Origin of the sequence: uncultured Sphingomonas sp., assembly GCF_913777625.1 — a bacterium.
Taxonomy (GTDB): Bacteria; Pseudomonadota; Alphaproteobacteria; order Sphingomonadales; family Sphingomonadaceae; genus Sphingomonas.
The window spans coordinates 69,634-89,488 of sequence record NZ_CAJYTI010000020.1 but is presented as its reverse complement, the minus strand read 5'-3'; the positions used below and the strand labels follow the sequence as shown (position 1 = coordinate 89,488).

Genomic DNA, 19,855 nt, shown 5'->3' with positions numbered 1-19,855 from the left:
TCTTGGGTGGCCGGATGATACCCGCCCCATGCGGGATGCGCTGGATCTGCGCAGCGCCGCATTCAATCTTGCAAAAGGGGGTATGGAGGCCAGCCGCTCACATACGTATTCAGGCCGGATACGGGGCAGCTGCGGCCTTTTGGCACCATCGGGACGATTGACGTGGGGGCGCCTGCGCGCCCATGCATAATATGCGATGCGGCGAGGACGGCCGCACGCCGGGAGGAAGCGGGATGGGCATGCAGCGCAAGCCTACATCATTCGATATCGCGCAGCTGGCGGGGGTTTCGCAGCCCACCGTCTCGCGCGCGCTGCGTGGCGAGGCGGGGGTCAACCCGGCAACGCGGCTGCGTATCGAGTCGATTGCTAAGCAGTTGAACTACCGCGTCGACAAGGCCGCCTCCAATCTTCGTACACGACATTCGCAAACGCTGGCGCTGCTGTTCTTCGAGGACCCCACGTCTGACGATTCGCTGATCAATCCCTTTTTTCACTCGATGCTGGGATCGATCATTCGAACGTGCGCAGAGCATAATCACGATCTTCTGATCAGCTTTCAGCAGCTCTCCAGCGACTGGCACACCGATTATGAGGATGCGCGCAAGGCCGATGGCCTGATCCTGCTCGGCTATGGCGATTTCGAGCTGTATCGCGCCCGGTTGAAGGCGCTGCAGGATGCCGGCACCCATTTCGTCCGCTGGGGATCGGTGCTGTCCGAAGGCGCCGGGTTGACCGTCGGCTGCGACAATCGCGGCGGCGGGGCCGAGGCGACGCGGCACCTGCTCGGGCTCGGCGCCAAGCGCATTGCATTTTTGGGTACGGCGTCGAGCCATTATCCCGAGTTTCACGAGCGCTACCGCGGCCATGCCCAGGCGCTGGCCGGCGCAGGCATCGCCGAGGATCCGGCGCTCCAGATCGACGCGATCACCACGGAGGAATCCGGGGCGGCCGCAGCCCAGGCGCTGCTCGACAGCGGCGCGCAGTTCGACGCGATCCTCGCGGCGAGCGACCTGATCGCGATCGGCGCGATGCGGGCGCTCCAGGCCGCGGGCAAGCGCATTCCAGAGGATGTTTCGGTGATCGGGTTCGACGATATTCCGGCGGCCAGTTCGGCCAGCCCGCCGCTGACGACGGTGATGCAGGATGCGCGCCTGGCCGGCCGCACGCTGGTGGAGACGCTGATCGGGCGCATCCGCGAAAAGCCGGTGGGCCCTGCGCTGCTGCCGACCAAGCTGATCGTCCGCAAGTCGTGCGGGGCGTGAGGGTGGAGAAGCCGCGCCAGTCCTTCGCCGGCCTGTGGAACATCAGCTTCGGCTTTTTCGGCATCCAGATCGGCTTCGCGCTGCAGAACGCGAACATGAGCCGCATCTTCCAGTCGCTGGGTACGCGGCTGGACGATCTGCCCGCGCTCTGGGTTGCGGCGCCGCTGACCGGACTGCTCGTGCAGCCGATCATCGGGCATCTCAGCGATAAGACCTGGCTGGGCCGGCTCGGGCGGCGGCGACCCTATTTCCTGGGGGGCGCGATCCTCGCCGCGCTGGCGCTGCTGCTGATGCCGGAAAGCCCGGCCCTGTGGTTCGCGGCCGGCTTGCTGTGGGTGCTCGACGCGTCGCTCAACATCTCGATGGAGCCGTTCCGCGCGTTTGTCGGCGACATGCTCCGAAAGGACCAGCACAGCGCCGGCTATGCGGCGCAGACGGCGTTCATCGGCATGGGCGCGGTGCTGGGATCGATCTTCCCCTGGGCGCTCGAACATCTCGGCGTATCCAACGCCGCGGTCGCGCACGGCGTGCCGGACACGGTCAAGTACGCCTTCTGGTTCGGCGGGGCGGCGCTGTTCTGCTCGGTGCTGTGGACCGTCCTCACGACGCGCGAATACAGCCCGGCCGAAATGGCGACCTTCGACGGCCCCGCTGCGGCGGACGACGGCGCGGCGGTGCGGCTGCTCGCAGCACGACGCCCGGCGGCAGGGCTGCCATGGATCGTGGCCGGGGCGCTGGTCGTGCTCGCGGTCGCGCGGTTCGCGCTGGAGAAGGAAGTCTATCTGCTCGGCGGCCTGCTGATCGCCTATGGCCTCGCCCAGATCGTTGCGATCCTGCGGGCGCGGGCGGGCAAGGCGAGCATGCTCGGCCATATCGTCGGCGACTTTGCCGGCATGCCCCAGCTCATGCAGCGGCTGGCAGTGGCGCAGTTCTTCAGCTGGTCGGCGCTGTTCATCATGTGGATCAACACCACGCCGATCGTGGCGGGCGTATTTTACGGCTCCCCTGATCCGAAGAGCGCCGGCTATCAGGAGGGCGCCAACTGGGTCGACGTGCTGTTCGCCACCTATAACGGCGTGGCCGCGGTGGCGGCGCTGACGCTGCTGCCCTTCCTCTCCGCCCGCTTCGGCAAGGCGCGGACGCACATCTTCGGGCTGGTCTGCGGCGCCGCGGGCTATGCCAGCTTCTTCCTGGTGCGCGATCCCCATTGGCTGGTCGCCAGCGAGATCGGCATCGGCATCGCCTGGGCGTCGATCCTCGCCATGCCCTATGCGATCCTCGCCTCCAGCCTGCCGCAGGCGAAGCTGGGTATCTATATGGGCCTGTTCAACGTGTTCGTGGTGGTGCCGCAACTGCTGGTCGCGACCGTGATGGGCTCGATCATGAAGCGCTTCTTCCCCGGCGAGCCGATCTGGACCATGGCCTTCGCTGCGGCGACGCTGCTGTTGGCGGCGCTGGCGATGCTGCGGGTGGCGGCGCTGTCGCGGGATTAAAGGGCGGCCTTAGCCCGGGCGCCGCGCGTCGAGCGCGATCCGCAGCATCTTGCGGGCCATCTGGACCTGATCGGGAGTCGGGTCGCCGAGCACGCCGCGGGCGGGCGGGGGGAGATGCTCGACGGGCGGGCCGTTGGTTTGAAAGACGAGGTGGTCGAACATCGCCCGCCAGGCGGCGCGCTGATCGGCAGGCAAAGCGCGGATCGAGAACAGGGCGTGGAGCAAGGCATCCTGCGCGCCGAGCACGTCCTTGCGCGCCGGGTTCCACCAGTAATTGGCGAACAAGTTCACCGCCTCCAGCGACTCCACCGCGTGCCACCAGTGGAACGGGATGTAGAGCGCGTCGCCCGGCGCGAGTTCCGCCACCTGGGCATGCACGGCCGCCTCGGCATAGCGGGGGAAGCGGGCGAGATCGGGTGCGGCGGGATCGACCAGGCTGATCGGCGTGCCGGCCGGCGTCAGCTCGATCGGGCCCATATAGAGATTGCCCACCTGCTCGGGCGGGAACAGGGTGAAGCGTCGTCGCCCGGTGACGACGATGCCGACATTCTCCATCTGGTCGTAATGCGTCGCGACCTTGATGGCATTGCCCAGCCATAGCCGCGGCGGCACGCCCTCGATCCAGTCTAGCGCATTCTCCTCGACAAAGCCGGGCAGCAGCTCGGGCGCGGGGATCGACTGCACCGCCATGGCATAGCCGGTGGGGCGCTCGTGCTCGCGCAGCAGCCGGTCGAGGAACGGCCCGAGCGGCGAGGTGCCGCGCAGGAAATTGAGGCCGCTCATGTCTTCGTTGTAGAAGAAGCGCCCCTGGATCGCCGGATCGCCGACAATGGCGTTGACCGGCTGATCATGCGCGAAGCGGCGCAGATAGGCGACGGCCGCCGCATCGCCCTCGCGGCTGGCGCGTACCGCGGGCCAGTCTGCGGCCAGCCCGCGGAAGACGACCGGCTGGCCGGCCGGGCGGATCTCGGTGTGGAAGCGGGCGCGGTCGATCGGCCCCAGTTCGCGCACCGGGCGCGGCGCGGGGAGGGACGTCACGACGCCTGCCGCAGCGGGGGCTGGGCGCAGCCGATCTGGCGGAGATAGTCGTCCTGAAGGGGCATGGCGTCAGCCGTTTCGTCAATCACTTGGGCGATGTGCTTGAGGCGCTCTAGCGTCTCGGCATCGGATAGCAGATCGGCGACCGGATGATAGCCCTGCGGCACCACGCCCTGGCCGTTCATCACCGCCAGCCAGCTCGCCTCGGGAAACAGCTCTTCCTGTTTCCGGAAGATGCGGCCGTTGCGCCCGAACATGGCGAGCTTTTCGCGCAGCCCCTCGGGCGGGTCGAGGTCGCGGCAGCGGCGCCAGAAGGCGGAATCGTCGCGCTCGGTGGCCTTGTAGTGGAGGATCAGGAAGTCGCGGATATCGACATATTCCTGCGCGGTGTCGCAATTGAAGCGGTCGATCTCCACCGCGTCGAAGCCGCGCGTCGGGAACAGCGCCATCAGCCGGGCTATGCCGGACTGGATCAAATGGATGCTGGTCGATTCGAGCGGCTCGAGAAAGCCGCCGGCCAGCCCCAGCGCCACGACATTGCCGATCCAGGCGCGATCGCGGTGCCCGGCGCGGAAGCGGAGCGGGCGGGGTTCGGCCAGCGCCGGCCCGTCGAGATGGGCGAGCAGCGTCGCGATCGCCTCGTCTTCGGAGAGATAGTCGCTGGCATAGACATAGCCGTTGCCGATGCGGTGCTGGAGCGGGATGCGCCATTGCCAGCCGGCAGCGCGCGCGGTGGCGCGGGTGAGCGGCACGCGATCGCCGCCGAGCGCGCAGGGCACGGCGACGGCGCGGTCGCAGGGCAGCCAGTGGCTCCAGTCGTTGAACGTCGCGCCCATCGCGCCTTCGATCAGCAGGCCCTGAAATCCGGAGCAGTCGAGGAACAGATCGCCTTCGATCTCGGCGCCGGACTCCAGCCGCACGGCGCGGACATGGCCGTCCTCGCCCTCTTGCAGGACCTGCGTGATCCGCCCCTCGGTGCGGTGCACGCCCAGACCCTCGGCCAGCCGACGAAGAAAGGCGGCATAGAGGCCGGCGTCGAACTGGAAGGCATAGCCCAGCTTCGCCAGCGGTGAATTGGGCTGGTCGGGGCGCGGATGGGCGAAGCGGCCCCGCTTGCCGGCCGTGATGCCGATCGAATAGGCATCGAGCGGGGTGGTGTCGCCCAGCGCCCGCGCCTTGAGCCAGAAATGGTGAAACTCCACCCCGAGCATGTCGAGGCCATAGACGCCGAACGGGTGGACATAGCGCGTGCCGATCCGGCGCCAGTCGACGAACTCGATGCCGAGCTTGTACGTCGCGTTGGTCTCGCGGACGAACGCCGCCTCGTCGATGCCGACCATCTGGTTGAACAGCACGATGTGCGGGATCGTCGCCTCGCCGACTCCGACCGTGCCGATCGCGTCGGACTCGACCAGGTCGATCGAGAGCCCCGGCATCCGGCCCAGCAGCCGGGCAAGCGCTGCGGCGGCCATCCAGCCGGCGGTGCCGCCGCCGACGATCACGATCCGGCGGACCAGATCATCCCTCACACCGGCGATCCCGGCACGGCGAAGGGCGATTCCTCGGTGAAGGAGAAGGTGGGAAGCGCATGCGGAGGGGCAGCCGCGGGCTTGGGCTGCGGCGCGATGCGGGCGAGGAACTCGCCGTGCGTCGGCATGTGCTGCGCGGTTTCCCAATAGCCCTGACGCATCTGCTCCAGCGCCTGCGCGACCAGATTCTCGTCGAGCGCGTCGGCCGAGGGCTCATGCTCTTCAGGGACGATATGCTGGCCGAGGCAGACCGCGATCCAGCTGGGATTGGAGAACAGCTCCATGCCTTCGCGGAACAGCCGGCCCTTGGTGCGGAACAGCTCGAGCTTGCGGGCGAGGCTGTCGGGGATGTCCATCGTCCGGCAGCGGTTCCAGAACGGCGTGTCGGTGCGCTCGGTCGCCTTGTAGTGGAGCACGATGAAGTCGCGGACATCGTCGTACATGTCGCGCATCTGGCGGTTATACTCGTCGCGCTCGATTTCGGCGAAGCGCTTGTCCGGGAACAGCGCGATCAGCCGGGCGATGCCGCTCTGGATGAAGTGGATGCTGGTCGATTCCAGCGGCTCGATGAACCCGCTCGACAGGCCGAGCGCGACCACGTTCTTCCGCCACATCTCGCGCCTGCGCCCGGTGACGAAGCGGATGCGGCGCGGATCGGCGGTGGGCGAGCCCTCCAGCGAGGCGAGCAACTGCGCCTCGGCGGTGTCGTCGTCGAGAAACTCGCTGCAATAGACCAGGCCGTTGCCGACGCGGTGCTGGAGCGGGATCCGCCATTGCCAGCCGGCGTCGCGCGCGGTGGCGCGGGTATAGGGCGTGGGTTCGCGGACATTGGCGCAAGGCGCGGCGACGGCGCGGTCGCAGGGCAGCCAGTGGCGCCAATCCTCATAGCCGGTCTGCAATGCCTCTTCGATCAGCAGACCGCGAAAGCCCGAGCAGTCGATGAACAGGTCGCCCTGGATCGTCCGCCCGTCGGCGAGCGTCACCGACTGGACGAAGCCGTCCTCGGGCCGCAGCGTCACGTCGGTGATCCGCCCCTCTATCCGCTGGATGCCACGCGCTTCGGACAGGCGGCGGAGCAGTTGCGCATAGAGCCCGGCATCGAAATGGAAGGCATAGGTAAGCTCGCGCACCGGCGTCTGCGCGGTGGGCGAGGGGCGGCCGAACTTGCCCAGCGAGGCGGCGACGCCGCTCATCGACCAGGCGGTGATGTCCGGCATCGGCCGGCGTGCCCGCTCGCGCAGGTAGAGCTGGTGGAAATGCACGCCCTGCAGATCCTGGGCAAAGGCGCCGAAGGGGTGGAAATAGCTGTCGTTCAGCCGCCCCCAGTTGCGGAACTCGATGCCCAGCTTGAACGTGCCCTTGGTCTCGGCGAGGAAGCTGTTCTCGTCGAGGCCGATCATCGCATTGAAGGTGAGGATCGGCGGGATCGTCGCCTCGCCGACGCCGACCGTGCCGATCTCGTCGGACTCGACCACGGTGACGCGGGTATAGCCGTTGTTGAGGAAGCGGGAAAAGGCCGCCGCCGCCATCCAGCCGGCGGTGCCGCCGCCGACGATCACGACTTCGCGGATGCTATGCTCGTTCATGCAACTGTCTCAACTGGGCGGCGCGGAACACGGCCGGGGTGGGCAGGGGCGCGATCGCCTGGGCAAGGCGCGCGCGGATGGCGTGCATGGCATGCTCGGCCTCGGCCGGCGGTACCGCGTCGGCGAGCGGATCGATCCGCCGCGGGCGCACGCCCTGGCCGAACAGCACGGCGAGCCAGCTGTCGCGGTCGAACGTCTCTTCCTCGTAGAAGGGCAGCCGGCCCCGCTCGCGGAACAGGCGGAGGGTGCGCGCGAGCGACTCCGGCGGTTCGGTGCTGGCGATATCCTGCCAGAAGGCGCCCTTGCGGCGGCTGGTTACATAGTGGAGCAGCACGAAATCGCGCGCGCGGCGGGCTTCGGCAAGGCTCTGGCGGTTGTATTCGGCCTGTTCGAGCGGATGCGGGGCGCCTGCCGGCAGCATCGTGATCACCCGGTCGATCGCGCTATGGGCGAGGTGGAGGTTGGTCCATTCGAGCGGCTCGATCGACACCGCGGCATCGCCGATCGCAATGACGTTGTGCCGCCACGGTTCGAGCGTGGCGCCAGGATCGATCGCGATCGGTTCGCCTTGCGCAGCCGGTTCTGCCGAGGTGAAGACGCGGCCGGATTGCAGCGCGCCGTGCCATTGCCATCCGGCGGCCTCAGCCTCCACCGTCTCGACGGCGGACAGTTCGGCCGGCATTGCGGGCGACAGGAGCAGGCGATCGCAGGGGAGCCAGCGCCGCCAGTCCTCCCGCGCCGCACCGAGGGTGCCATGGAGCCGCGCCGCCGGGCCGGTACAATCCAGATACAGGTCCGCGACAAGGGTGCTGCCATCGTCGCGCGCCACCGCCGCGATGCCGCCCTCAGGAGCGGGTATCGTGCCCGCCAGCGTGCCCTGCTCGACGCGAACGCCGACATGGCGGCAAAAGGCGGCGAGCATCGCGGTGTAGCGCGGCAGGTCGAGCACCAGCCCGAACCCGTGCTCGGCAAACGGTCCCTCTGCCTGCGGGAGCATGAAGCGTCCCGCCGCCGCCATCGCAGCCGCTGCGGAAAAGGCATGGAACGGCGCGACCGATCCCGTCGCGGCCGCCCGGGCCCAGAGCAGGTGGAACGGCGCACTGCCCATTGCCTGCCCGTGCGGGCCATAGGCGTGGAGGTAGTCGCCGGCGTCCGCGCTGTCGCCGCTCCAGCCAAGGAAGCGGGTACCGAGCCGATAGGCGCTGCCCGTCCGCAGCACGGCATCGTCGATCCCGATGCCGAGATCGTCGTGGAAGCCGAGGATCGAGGGCAGGGTGCTGGCGACCCGGTCCGCCAGAGCGTCGGCCGGCGGCGCCACCGGCAGGATGGCGACGTCGAGCATCGGCACGCGCCGCTTGAGTGCCGCCGCCGCCGACCAGCCGGTGACGCCGCCGCCCACTACCAGAACGCGGCGTGGTCCGCTCATGCCGCCGCCGCCATCGCGCAGTAGCGATCGATGTAGCGCAGATGCTCGGGCACGCGTGCGACGGTGGCGGCGATCTCCGCCTGCAACGCCTGCATGCCGCGCAGCAGCACCGCTCTGTCCGGCTGGTCGGCGCGCGGATCATAGCCCTCCGGCACGATGCCCTGGCCGACATACACCGCGATCCAGCTCGCATCGAGGAACACGCCCTCGCGATACTTCACCACCCGGCCGGCGCGGCGGAACAGCTCGATCTTCTCGGCGAGGCTGTCCGGCACCTGCATGGTCCGGACATAGTTCCAGAAGTCCGTGTCGGTGCGGCTGGTCGCGTGATAATGGAGGATCAGGAAGTCGCGGATGCGGTCATATTCCAGGTCGATCAGCCGATTGAACTCGTCGCGATCGACCGGCGAGATCTGCTTCTCCGGGAACAGCTCGATCAGCGCGGTGATCGCCTGCTGCACCAGATAGATGCTGGTCGATTCCAGCGGTTCGAGGAAGCCGCTGGCAAGCCCGATCGCCACGCAGTTATGCGCCCAGCTCCGCCGGCGCCGCCCGGCGCGAAAGCGGAGCGGGCGGGGATCGGCAAGGGCGGCGCCCTCCACGGCTTGCTTCAATGCCCGCGCGGCGTCGTCGTCCGAGGTGAAGGCGCTGGCATAGACATAGCCATTGCCCGTGCGATGCTGCAGCGGGATCCGCCAGCGCCAGCCTGCCGGCATCGCGATGGCGCTGGTGTAGGGCGTCATCGCGGTCTCTGTACGGCACGGCATCGCCACGGCGCGATCGGCGGGGAGCCAGTGGTTCCAGTCCTCGAACGGCTCCGCCAGCGCTTCGCCGAGCAGGAGCGAGCAGAAGCCCGAGCAGTCGATGAACAGATCGCCTTCGATGACCTGCCCATCATCGAGGCGGACCGCGATGATGTCGCCGCTCGCGCCGTCGCGCAGCACGTCGACGACGCGGCCCTCGGTGCGCCGGGCACCCAGGCCCTCGGCGATCGCGCGGAGATAGGGCGCGAACAGCAACGCATCGAATTGATAGGCGTAGCCGAAGGTGGAGGCGAGCGCGTCGGGATCCGTTTCCGGCAGGTCGAAGCGGTTGGCGCGCGCCAGCATGCAGGCATAGGAGAACTGCTCGAGCGGCGGCACCTCCACGCCCTGCGCACGCAACCGAGCCCAGTAATGATGAAAATCCACCTCGCCCTTGCCGCGGCCGAAGGTGCCGAAGGGGTGGATATAGCTGTCGCCCAGCTTGCCCCAGTCGCGGAATTCGATGCCCAATTTGAACGTACCGCGCGTCCAGGCCATGAAGTCGGCTTCGCGGATGCCCAGCTTCTCCACGAAGCCGCGAATATGGGGCAGCGTCGCCTCGCCGACACCGATCACGCCGATCGCTTCGGATTCCACCAGATGGAGGGCGCAGCGGCCGGGGAGCAGCTTTGCCAGAGCCGCGGCCGTCATCCAGCCGGACGTGCCGCCCCCGACGATCACCACCTTCTGGGTCGAACGCAACCCCATCGACTCTCCCCCGTGTCTCTTTTCCGGTAGGTTTCCAGCAATCTAGTGGCCACTGTCAAACCTGTTCGCTGGGGCGGTGGCCAGCCCCCGCATTTTTCCGGACGTTGCATGGCTGCAACACGCGGTGCGAAAAGACGGAACATTGTTAGCGCTCGCATTGTCATTATGCTGCGTTTTGGTTCTAATACGACTCAAGACAGAAGCCTCGGGATCAGCCTGGGCATAGAGGAAGGGGAGGAGTGCGCGGCATGTCGCAGCCGAAGGTGCATCGTTTTCAGAAATCCACAATGTTTCTGCGGAGTGTCTCCGCCACGGCGCTTTGCGTAGCGGGCGTGATGGGGGTCGCACACGCGCAGACCGCCGCTCCGGCAGATCCGCAGACCGATCAGACCCAGGCACAGACGACGCAGGATCAGATCGTCGTCACCGGCATCCGCGCCAGCCTTGCCACCGCTCAGTCCATCAAGCGGAACTCCGACACCGTTGTCGACGCGATCACCTCGCAGGATATCGGGTCGCTGCCGGATCGCTCGGTGACCGAAGCGCTCCAGCGCGTGCCGGGCGTGTCGATCAACCGCTTCGCGGGTTCGAACGACCCGGATCACTTCTCGGTCGAGGGCTCGGGCGTCGCGGTGCGCGGCCTCACCTTCGTTCGTTCGGAATTCAACGGCCGTACCGCGTTCGCGGCGGGCGTGGGCGGCCAGGCGCTCAACTTCGCCGACGTGCCGTCCGAACTGCTCGGCTCGGTGATCGTCGCCAAGAACACGACTGCGGAAATGATCGAAGGCGGCCTTGCCGGTACGGTCAACCTCAACACCCGCAAGCCGTTCGATCGCACCGGCCTGCACGCGGCGGGCAGCATCGAAGCCAATTATGGCGACATGCGCAAGAAGTGGACGCCGACGATCTCGGGGCTCATTTCGAACACCTGGGATACCGGCATCGGTCGCTTCGGCCTGCTCGCCAGCGGCGCCTATTCGCGGATCCAGAGCCGCTCGGACGGCCTGCAGATCGCCAACTACCAGACGCGTGACAACACGCTGGTGAATGCTGCCAACACCAACGGCACCCTGGTCTGTCGCAACCCGCTCCCGGGCTCGTCCGACACGCGGACGCTGCCGGCCTCGGGCGCGGCCTGCGGCAGCGTCGGTGCCGCCGGTGCCGATGGCTTTGCCGACTATGCAACCTCGCGCGTCGCCCCGGTGGGCGGCCAGTTCCGTACCCAGCTGTTCGATCGCAAGCGCGACGGTGCGTCGCTGGCGGCGCAGTTCGAATCGATCGACCACCGCACCACGCTGACCGCGGAATATGTCCGCTCGCACACCACGCAGGAGTGGAGCGAGTACACGTTCGAAACCGCACCGGACCTTGCCGAATACACCACTTATCCGAAGGGCTGTCTCCAGAATGCGGATGGCCCGGCAAACTCGGCGGGCAATGCCACGTCGCGCGCGCAGTGCCCGGTCGGCAAGTTTCAGGACTTCACCTACGACAGCGATGGCCTTTTCCAGTCGGGCTATATCGTCAACACCAGCAACGCCTGGCGCGGCAACCCCGCGAATTCGCCTTACGTGCCAATCGGCGGCCTGCAGCAGTCGCTGGCGCGTCGCCAGTCGAAGGAAGAGACGCTCAACCAGGACTGGAGCCTGCGGCTTCGTTCCGAACTGACCGATCGCCTGACCGTCACCCTCGACGGGCAGGTCGCCAAGTCGCACCGCCAGCAGCTCGACTTCTCGGTGTTCGGCTCGAGCTTTGCCGACCAGGAGCTCAACATCTCCGGCAACCTGCCGACGGTGATCCCGCACAAGCCCCAGTATCTGGCCTATAACTGGTCGGGTTCGGCGAGCGCGCCGCTCGCCGCCGCCACCGAGTCCCAGTATTTCACCGATCCGCACTTCCAGTTCTGGCGGGCGGCGATGGACCATCTCGAGGACAGCACCGGCACGCAATATTCGTTCCAGGGTGACCTCGAGTACAAGTTCAACGACGATTCCTTCGTGCGCCGCGTGAAGTTCGGCGCGCGCTACCAGGATCGTGCGCAGACGGTGCGCTACTCAACCTATAACTGGGGCATGTTGAGCGAAACCTGGTCTGGTAACCGTCCGGTCAACTTCGCCGACACGCCGGCCAGCCAGATGGTGCGCTACGACTTCCCGAACTTCTTCCGTGGCCAGACCGCTGCCCCTCCGGGCGCCTATTATTATGGCGGCGACCTGATCAACGACTATGCCGGCTCGGTGAAGTTCTTCCAGTCGATCCAGGCCCAGGCGACCGCCCTTGGTGCCTCGCCGAGCTGGGTGCCGCTCGCGTCGCGCAGCGGCGTCGTGCCCGGCACTTCCTATCTGCCGTCGGAAATCCAGCCGGTCAGCCAACTCGATAGCGCCGCCTATGGCATGGCGAGCTTCGGGTCGGACACGTTCCTCGGCAATATCCGTTTCTCGGGCAATGTCGGCTTGCGTTGGGTGAAAACCAATGTCCGCTCGGAAGGCTCGATCGGTGTACCTAGCCAGCAGGCGTTGAACATCCTCGATCCGTACAGCGTACGCTGCGCCGCGACGGTGCCGACGGGTGCGCCGGCTGGTACGTTGCCGCAGGTCCCGGGTGGGGTGTGTACGCTGGGCGCGTCGGGTTATGCGCAGCTCCAGCAGTTCGCGGGCGCGGGTGTTACCCGGTTCGACGCTGCCACGACGCACTACAGCTATCTGCTGCCGAGCATCAACCTGAAGTTCGGCCTGTCGAACGACCTGCTGATCCGCCTGGCCGCGTCGAAGGTGCTGACGCGTCCGGAAAACTCGTACATCCGCAACTTCCTGACCATTGGTCTGGGCACCAGCGGCGAGCTGACGGCGACGGCAGGCAACCCGTACCTCAAGCCGGCGACGGCCTGGCAATTCGACGCCAGCCTCGAATGGTATTTCGCGCGGGTGGGCTCGCTGACGCTGAACGGCTTCTACAAGAGCATCGACAATTTCTTCTACCAGCAGATCACCAACCGGTCGATCACCAGCAATGGTGTGACGAAGGACGTGTTCGTCCGTGGTCCGGCCAACTATAACGGCACGGGCAAGATCAAGGGCTTCGAAATCGCGTACCAGCAGACCTACGACTTCCTGCCGGGCGCGCTGAAGGGGCTGGGGATCTCGGCGAACTACACGTTCATCGACAGCCAGGGGCTGCCGAACAGCTTCCTCAACACGGGCTCGCCGTCGAACGTCTCGACGGTCAAGCCGGGGAACCTGCCGCTCGAGCAGTTGTCGAAGCACAACGTCAACGCCGCCATTTTCTACGAGCGCGGACCGATCTCGGTGCGTGCGGCGTATAACTGGCGCTCGCGCTTCCTGCTCACCGCCTCGGACGTGATCTTCCCCTATTACTCGATCTTCAACGAGCCGACGGGAACGCTCGACGCATCGCTGTTCATCAACGTCACCAAGGACGTGAAGATCGGCGTGCAGGGCGTGAACCTGCTCAACGAGGTCACCAAGACGACGCAGGCCTATACCGGCGATCCGGACAAGCTGGCGCCGCGTTCCTACTTCATGAACGACCGCCGCTATTCGATCATCCTGCGCGGCAGTTTCTAACCGGCTTCTGCCACCGGCAGGGGGGAGAGAGGGCTCCGGCGTTCGCGCCGGGGCCCTTTTCTGTTGGAGATGCGCGGATCGGAGGCCGGCGCGCCCTTCCCCGAAAACTGCCAACCCCTGGCGCTGCCCCTCGCGAGCTGGGCCCGTTTACAGCGACCAGGCGTGAACAAGGCCATGCCGGCAAAGGGACGGCCAAAAGCGGCATTGTCACGACGGCTTCCGAGCCAAGGGCGCGGCTTCCTCCTCGATCGATGCGGGCGCGTCACCGGTCAGACGTTTCCGCAGGATCCGCAGCAACGGCACCTCGATCCAGGCGTGGAAGCCCAGGGACACGCCGATGGTGATCACCAGCAGGATCGTGAGAATGACCAGCCGCAGCGCAAGCGGTCCTGCCGGAAATGGCAGCACGAAGGAAAATACCAGCGGGTGCAGGAGATACAGTGCGTAGGATGCTGCACCGAGTGCGAGCACGAAGCGGCTGCGCACCGCGATGCCCGTTCGCTCGAGTTGTAGGAGCCCCAGCACGACCGCGGCAGCGGGCAGGCCGAGCGCGACCACCCGCATCTGGTCGGCGGCGGCACCTTCCCGCCCATGGAGGCTGGGCTCGAACGCATAGAGCAGGGCGGTCCCCGCCACTATCAGCGCCATGGAGAGGGCGCGGGGCGACGGCACGGCCCGTCGGTCCACCCACAGGAAAATCGCCAGACCGAACGCGAACTCGGCCAGCAGCGGCCAGTCGCGTGCCGTGATGCCGGTCAGTCGCCCCCCATAGGCCAGCGCGAACAGGGCGATAATGGCGACCGCCGGTGCGCGGCCCGGGCCCGCGCGCAACGCGGCCGCATAGACGAGATAGAACACCAGCTCATAGACCAGCGTCCAGCCGACGAAGAGGATCGGGGGACGCCCGTCCGCGCCGTACAGGAACAGGAGCGACCGGCCGATCCAGCCGAGCGCCGCGGCGGCGGGCATGGCGAGGAGCACGAGCAGGCCCAGCAGGCAGGTCACGATCCAGTAAGGCGGCAGCACCCGGATCACGCGGTGCGCGAGGAAATGGCGGTGGTCGTCGCTGCTGCTCCATGCGATGATGAAACCACTCAGGACGAAGAACAGGTCGACCCCGAAGCTGCCATAATGCCACGGCACCGATGCGGCCGGGATGAGCGCGAAGTGGAAGAGGGCGACATTGACCGCAGCGAAGGCGCGCAGCGCCTGCAGGTTGTAGAAGACCTGCGGGGCAGCGTCCGCGCCGCGCGTCGCGGCCTTCCTTGCACGCGCCGTCGCCTTCATGCCCGACCTCCCCCCGTCATGCGAAACCCCTTGTCGTCTCGGCTTCTCGGGCCTCGCCATGCCAGTGGCGCAGCAAGGTGATGGCGAGCGCCTGAATCGCGAAGGTCACCGCCGGCAGTACCGCGCAGGTTTCATCGAGCACGACGAGGCCGGCGAGCAGCGCCAGCGTGACCGTGGCCGCCGCGCCCAGGCGCTGCGCGGCAGCCGCCCGGCGCCAGTCCCGCTCGGCTGCGAACCACGCGAGGAGGGTGTCGCTGCCGATGCGGAGCATCAGGAGGAAGGAGAGCATCGGCAGTGCGGCTGCGTTGCCGGCATTTACCCGCGGTACGACGGTTTCGCCCCTGGCGAAGGCGCCGATCATGTCGGCGTACGGCGGGTGCACATACGGGTAGCCGGCAAGGATACCGAACGACAGCAGCGCCGCCCCAGGCAGGATCAGCCCGAGGATGAAGGTATAGCTCGCCAGGGTCAGCCGCCCCTCGATATGGGCGGGTAGCGCGCGCCAGGCTGTCGCCAGGCACCCGGTGGCGAAGAACAGGCCATGGCCGTCTGCTACCGCCTCGTCGAATTCGGCTGCCATCGCGAGCTTCCATCCGTGGCGATCCGGACCGAGGCTTGCCATCGCCACCGCCATGATGCTCCGTGCCAGCAGCCCTCTCATGCGAATGCGCCTGCCGGGACGACGGGCGCGGATGCGGCCCCGGCTTCGTGTGCGAGCGCGAGCCCCGCTGCGGTCAGTCGATAGGCATGGCGCGGCGGCCGCCCCGGCGCGGTCGGTTCGCGCCATTCGGCCGCTACCAGGCCGAGCTCGGTCATGCCCATCAGGGCCGGACAGAGCGCACCCGAGTTCAGGCCTGTGCTGTTCATCAGGCCATAGCCGTGGATCCAGCCCGGCGCCTCCGCCACCAGGGCGGCGAGCAGCGTCAGCATCTGCGGCGAAGGGTGTCGACCTCGTACCATGACAGCAATCGTACATATGTAGAGTTATTTGGCAATCCGCCTTTCTGTGCCGACGAAATCTTCCATCCCCGGCCGTCCGCGCGAGATTTCCCACCGTCTGCCGGTTGAGCAAAGCGGCTCAGCGACGCGGTTGCGCGCTCAACCGGGTGATCAGGAGGGCAGCGCGTTTGGCCTGCCGACGGATGCTGGCGAGGTCCACCGTCTCGCCCGGCGCATGATCGCCGGTGCTGTAGGTGCCGAGCCCGGCCAGGCTGTCGACATCGTGCGCGACGAACGAGATGTCGCCGGCGCCGCGCTTCAGTGGATCGAGCGGAGGCATTTCGGCGAGGCCGAGGTCGCGGTTGACGTCGTTCAATGCCGCGAGCAGCGCTCGGTTGCCGGGAGTGGGAGCCATGGCAGGATAGCCTTCGCCGAATTCGATCTTCGCATCGGTGCCCGGCGCGTGGGCGGCGACGATCGCTTCCATCTTTGCCCGCACCCGCGCGGTCTGCTCCACGCTGAGCGTGCGGAAGTCGCCGGCGGCGACTGCCGTCGCAGGGATGATGTTCGTCTTGCCCGCGGCGCTGGCCACGCCGCTGTCGTCGATCTGCGCACGCGCGCCGCCGGCGACGATCCCCGCGTTGAAGGTGAGGTTGGGCTCGGGCAGTTCCGCGCGGAAGCGCGCCAGGATCCGGACCAGCTCGTTGACCGCGCCATCGCCGAACGCGGGCGTGAAAATCAGCGAGCTGTGGCCGGTCTTGCCGGTCGCGGTGATCCGCCAGTCGGTGACCGAGCGGCGGGCAATCGAGCCCATGTCGCGGCCGTCCTCGATCACCAGGCCCTCGAAATCGAGCGCCACATCGGCACGCTTGCCGGCGGCAATCAGGTCGGCGCGGGACAGCGTCTGCGGGGTGCCGGCATCTTCCTCGTCGCCGGTCAGCACGATCTCGATGTTCGCGCGCTTGAGTGCGCCGGCGGCCTGCATCGCGCGCAGCGCGGCGACGATCACCACCATGCCGCCCTTGTCGTCGCCGGCGCCGGGGCCTTCGGCCTTGTCGCCGGTGCGGACGAAGGTCTGGAACGGCGAACTCGGCTCGAAGACGGTGTCAAGATGACCGATCAAGAGGATCCGCTTGCCGCCGGGCTCGCCACGATGCGTGGCGATGAGATGGCCGGCGCGATGCGCGGCCGCCATCGGCTTCCATGTCACCGTGAAGCCGAGCGGTTCCAGCTCGGCGCGCAGCATCGCGCCAACCTTGGTCACGCCTTCGAGGTTGAGCGTACCGCTGTTCTGATCGACCAGCCGCTGGAGCAGCGACACCGAGCGTTCATATTCCGCATCGACCGTCCGGGCGATCATGGCCTCGGGGGCGGAGAGGCGTTGCGCTTCGGCCGGCGTTGCCGCCAGCGCCAGCGCGCCAACCAGCAGACCCCGCACGATCACAGCCGCGCCCCGCCAAGCTTGTAGGTCAGCTGGAGATAGAAGCTGCGCCCGACCCCGTCGAACCACGAGATGTCGTAATAGGGATAGGAACCGTAGGTGCGGTCCTTGATCGGGTCCTGGTCGAACAGATTGTTGATCGTGCCCGACAGCCGGATGCGGTCGGTGACGCTATACTGGGCGGAGAGGTTGAACAGATAGCTGGCCTTGATCCGGCCGGTCTCGGCATAGTTGGGCAGTTCGCCGAGCCGCTGGCCGGTCAGGGTGGTGGAGAACTTGCCCAGATCCCAGGTGAGGCTGGCCGTGCCCTTGTCGCGCGGAATGTCGTAGCCGCTGTCATAGGCGAGTTTGCTGATCACCGGGTCCCCCGGATACTGGCGAATGCTGTGGGTGAACACATAGGTGTAGCTGGTGCTCAGCGCGAATTCGCCGAAGCGGGCCGTCGGCATCCGCACATGGGCGGCGACGTCGATGCCGTCGGTGGTCTCCTCGGCGACGTTGATCGGATTGATCGATACGCTTTGCAGCCGCCCGTCGAGCGCGCCGCCGGCATAGCGCTGCACCCGGGCAAGCGCGTCGACGCAGGTCGGCGATGCGATGTCGACCGTGCTGCCCGCCACCGTCTTGCCGATCCGGCAATCGGCCTCGTCGCGCAGCAGCGTGTCGATGTTCATGTCGAGCACCTGGTTCTTCATCGCGACGCGGAAATAATCGACGGAGGCGTCGAAATGCCGTGACGGTTGCCACACCACCCCGGCGTTGATCGAGGTCGAGGTCTCCGGGCGCAGCTTACGGTTGCCGGTTCGGCGCGAGACGATGCCCTCGTCGGCATAGCTGCAATTGGTGATGTCGCTCGGCTGGCCGGGGTCGGTGCGGCATAGATAATAGTCGGTGCCCGAGGGATGGGTGTTGCCCGGGCCGCGGAACACATAATTGAGGTCCGGCGCGCGGAAGCCGGTGCCATAGGCAGCGCGCAGCATCAGCCGGCTGGTCGGCCGCACGATCGCCCCGAGATTATAGGTGAAGCGGCCGAAGCCGTTGCCGGCAAAGGCGTAGTGGTCGTAGCGCCCGGCCGCGTCGATCTCGAGGAACGACAGCGCAGGCAGGCGCAGTTCGCCGCCCAGGCCCCAGTGGCGGCGCGTGCCCCGGCCGTCGGAGTCGATCAGGCCGACATAATATTGGGTCAGCGCCAGTGGATCGGGCTTGAGGTCATAGCCCTGGTTGCCCGCTTCCGCCGAAACTGCCAGCCCGGCCTTGCCGCCGGGCAGCCGGAACAGATCGGTACTGCTCACCGTCGCGGCGAGGTTGTTCACCCAGCTCTTCGGGTTGTAGACCGATGTTGCCGTGATCGAGCGATATTCGGCGGGGGTGAGGGGCTTGTAGAGCCGCGCCGGATCGGCATCGAACTCGGCATAGCCCGAGGTCGGGTCGACCCCCACCTGCGGCCCGAGGAAGAAGTCGTTCGCCTTGGAGATGACGACGTGCGGGAAGGCCACCCGCGCGCTGTATTCGGCATGGTTGACGCTGAACTCGTAGCTCCAGCTGTCCGCGAACCGACCCTTGATACCCGGCGTGACGTTGTAGCTGGTCGATCGGTTGCGGGTGAGCCCCTGGTCGAGCCCGCCCATTTCCTCGGGCGTGAACTGGCGGGTCCAGTTGTCGAGCTGGGCGCCGCTGTAGGTCTGGTCCGCCGTCAGGTGGTTGGGATTGTAGAAGGTGCCCTCCTCATTCCCGTTCGGCGCGATATAGTTCCAGCTCAGCACGTCGCGGAACAGCTTGAGGCTCGAGCGGCTCGCCTGCACGTCGAGGAACAGCTCGGCGCGGTCGCTGAGCGTGAAGCCGAGCGCGCCATAGCCGCTGATCGACTGGCGCTCCGAGATCATCGTGCCATAGGCGACGGACTTGTTGCTGCCGCAGAAATAGCCGTCGCCGTCAATCGTGTCGCGGCCGGCGCGGGCGGCATAATAGGTGGAGCCGCCGTTGAGCGAGGAAAGCGCATCACACGTCGCCTTGCCGGGATTGATGTAATAGAGATATTCGTCGGCGCGCAGGAAAGTGCGCCGGGCGAGCGCCGGGCCGGTGGGATCGTCGGCGGTCGAATCCTGGTTGCGCCGCTGATATTGCCAGAGCGGCCGCTGGTCGAGCAGCTCGACGCCGACGACGCCGTGGAAGCCGCCCGTCTCCCAGCCGGTGGTGACGCTCAGCCGGTGCGAGGCTCCGCCGCCATGTTCGGTATCGCCGAAGCGATAGTCGATCCGGGTGCCGTCGGGCTTCGACTTGAGCTGGAAATTGACCACGCCCGAGATCGCGTCCGAGCCGTAGATGGCCGAGGCACTGCCGCTCAGCACCTCGATCCGCTCGATCAGGCCGACGGGGATGTTCGAGATGTCGGTGAAGTTGCTGTTGCCGTTGAAGGGCAGCGGGAAGTCGGCGATCCGGCGGCCGTTCACCAGCACCAGCGTGTGGTTCGGCCCGAGGCCGCGCAGGTCGACCTGCTGGGCGCCGGGGGTGAAGTCCGCACCGGCGAAGCTTTGCTGACTCTGCGTCTCGCCGCCATTCTGGGTGATCGCGCGCAGCACGTCGGGAACGCTCTGATAGCCGTTGCGCAGGATATCGTCCGCGGTGATCGTCGTTACCGGCGCCGGGCCTTCCTTCTGGATGCGCGGGATGCGCGAGCCGAGCACGACGATTTCCGCGCTTGCCGGCTCGTCCTGCGCTGCCGACGGCACCGTCTGCGCCTGGGCCGCCATGGGGAGCGC

General features: G+C 67.2%; 13 protein-coding genes. 3 read left to right on the top strand and 10 right to left on the bottom strand.

The window, feature by feature from the left end:
* The first annotated feature begins 233 nt into the window (after positions 1–233).
* Both QZ814_RS10435 and QZ814_RS10430 read left to right on the top strand, forming a co-directional pair.
* A complete protein-coding gene (locus QZ814_RS10435) occupies positions 234–1,262 on the top strand; it encodes a LacI family DNA-binding transcriptional regulator (protein ID WP_294331687.1) in 1,029 nt (342 codons plus the stop codon).
* A gap of 2 nt (positions 1,263–1,264) precedes the next feature.
* Entirely contained in the window at positions 1,265–2,755 is a 1,491-nt protein-coding gene (locus tag QZ814_RS10430) for an MFS transporter (RefSeq protein ID WP_294331684.1), read from the top strand.
* Positions 2,756–2,764: 9 nt separating this feature from the next.
* On the opposite strand, the gene QZ814_RS10425 is transcribed toward QZ814_RS10430, so the two are convergent.
* Genes QZ814_RS10425 through QZ814_RS10405 form a run of 5 tightly spaced genes read right to left on the bottom strand, consistent with a single transcriptional unit; the run spans position 2,765 to position 9,845 of the window.
* On the bottom strand, positions 2,765–3,793 hold the full coding sequence (locus QZ814_RS10425) for a cupin-like domain-containing protein (RefSeq protein WP_294331682.1): 1,029 nt from the start codon (positions 3,791–3,793) through the stop codon (positions 2,765–2,767).
* Positions 3,790–5,322 (bottom strand): tryptophan halogenase family protein, encoded by a 1,533-nt coding sequence (locus QZ814_RS10420; protein WP_294331680.1) that lies wholly within the window; start codon positions 5,320–5,322, stop codon positions 3,790–3,792. The genes QZ814_RS10425 and QZ814_RS10420 overlap by 4 nt, the downstream gene beginning before the upstream one ends.
* Positions 5,319–6,908, bottom strand: a complete 1,590-nt coding sequence (locus tag QZ814_RS10415) for a tryptophan halogenase family protein (protein WP_294331679.1) — start codon at positions 6,906–6,908, stop codon at positions 5,319–5,321. Before QZ814_RS10415 ends, QZ814_RS10420 begins: the two co-directional genes overlap by 4 nt.
* Entirely contained in the window at positions 6,895–8,334 is a 1,440-nt protein-coding gene (locus QZ814_RS10410; RefSeq protein ID WP_294331677.1) for a tryptophan 7-halogenase, read from the bottom strand. The genes QZ814_RS10415 and QZ814_RS10410 overlap by 14 nt, the downstream gene beginning before the upstream one ends.
* Positions 8,331–9,845, bottom strand: coding sequence for a tryptophan halogenase family protein (locus QZ814_RS10405; protein ID WP_294331676.1), 1,515 nt, complete (start codon positions 9,843–9,845; stop codon positions 8,331–8,333). Before QZ814_RS10405 ends, QZ814_RS10410 begins: the two co-directional genes overlap by 4 nt.
* Before the next feature lie 335 nt (positions 9,846–10,180).
* On the opposite strand from QZ814_RS10405, the gene QZ814_RS10400 reads away from it, so the two are divergent.
* The gene (locus QZ814_RS10400; RefSeq protein WP_294331674.1) at positions 10,181–13,429 is read left to right on the top strand and encodes a TonB-dependent receptor; all 3,249 of its coding nucleotides are present in this window, start codon (positions 10,181–10,183) and stop codon (positions 13,427–13,429) included.
* 207 nt (positions 13,430–13,636) lie between these two features.
* Here the strand turns inward: QZ814_RS10400 and QZ814_RS10395 are convergent, their stop codons facing one another.
* The 5 genes from QZ814_RS10395 to QZ814_RS10375 form a co-directional block, all read right to left on the bottom strand.
* Entirely contained in the window at positions 13,637–14,716 is a 1,080-nt protein-coding gene (locus QZ814_RS10395; protein ID WP_294331672.1) for an acyltransferase, read from the bottom strand.
* 16 nt (positions 14,717–14,732) lie between these two features.
* Positions 14,733–15,377, bottom strand: a complete 645-nt coding sequence (locus tag QZ814_RS10390) for a hypothetical protein (RefSeq protein WP_294331671.1) — start codon at positions 15,375–15,377, stop codon at positions 14,733–14,735.
* Complete coding sequence (locus tag QZ814_RS10385; RefSeq protein ID WP_294331668.1) at positions 15,374–15,646, bottom strand: helix-turn-helix transcriptional regulator; 273 nt, start codon at positions 15,644–15,646, stop codon at positions 15,374–15,376. The genes QZ814_RS10390 and QZ814_RS10385 overlap by 4 nt, the downstream gene beginning before the upstream one ends.
* Before the next feature lie 148 nt (positions 15,647–15,794).
* Positions 15,795–17,096 carry a M20/M25/M40 family metallo-hydrolase gene (locus QZ814_RS10380; RefSeq protein ID WP_294332582.1) on the bottom strand — a complete coding sequence of 434 codons (1,302 nt, stop codon included), beginning with the start codon at positions 17,094–17,096 and terminating at the stop codon, positions 15,795–15,797.
* Positions 17,096–19,846, bottom strand: coding sequence for a TonB-dependent receptor (locus QZ814_RS10375; protein WP_294331667.1), 2,751 nt, complete (start codon positions 19,844–19,846; stop codon positions 17,096–17,098). The genes QZ814_RS10380 and QZ814_RS10375 overlap by 1 nt, the downstream gene beginning before the upstream one ends.
* Positions 19,847–19,855 lie beyond the last annotated feature (9 nt).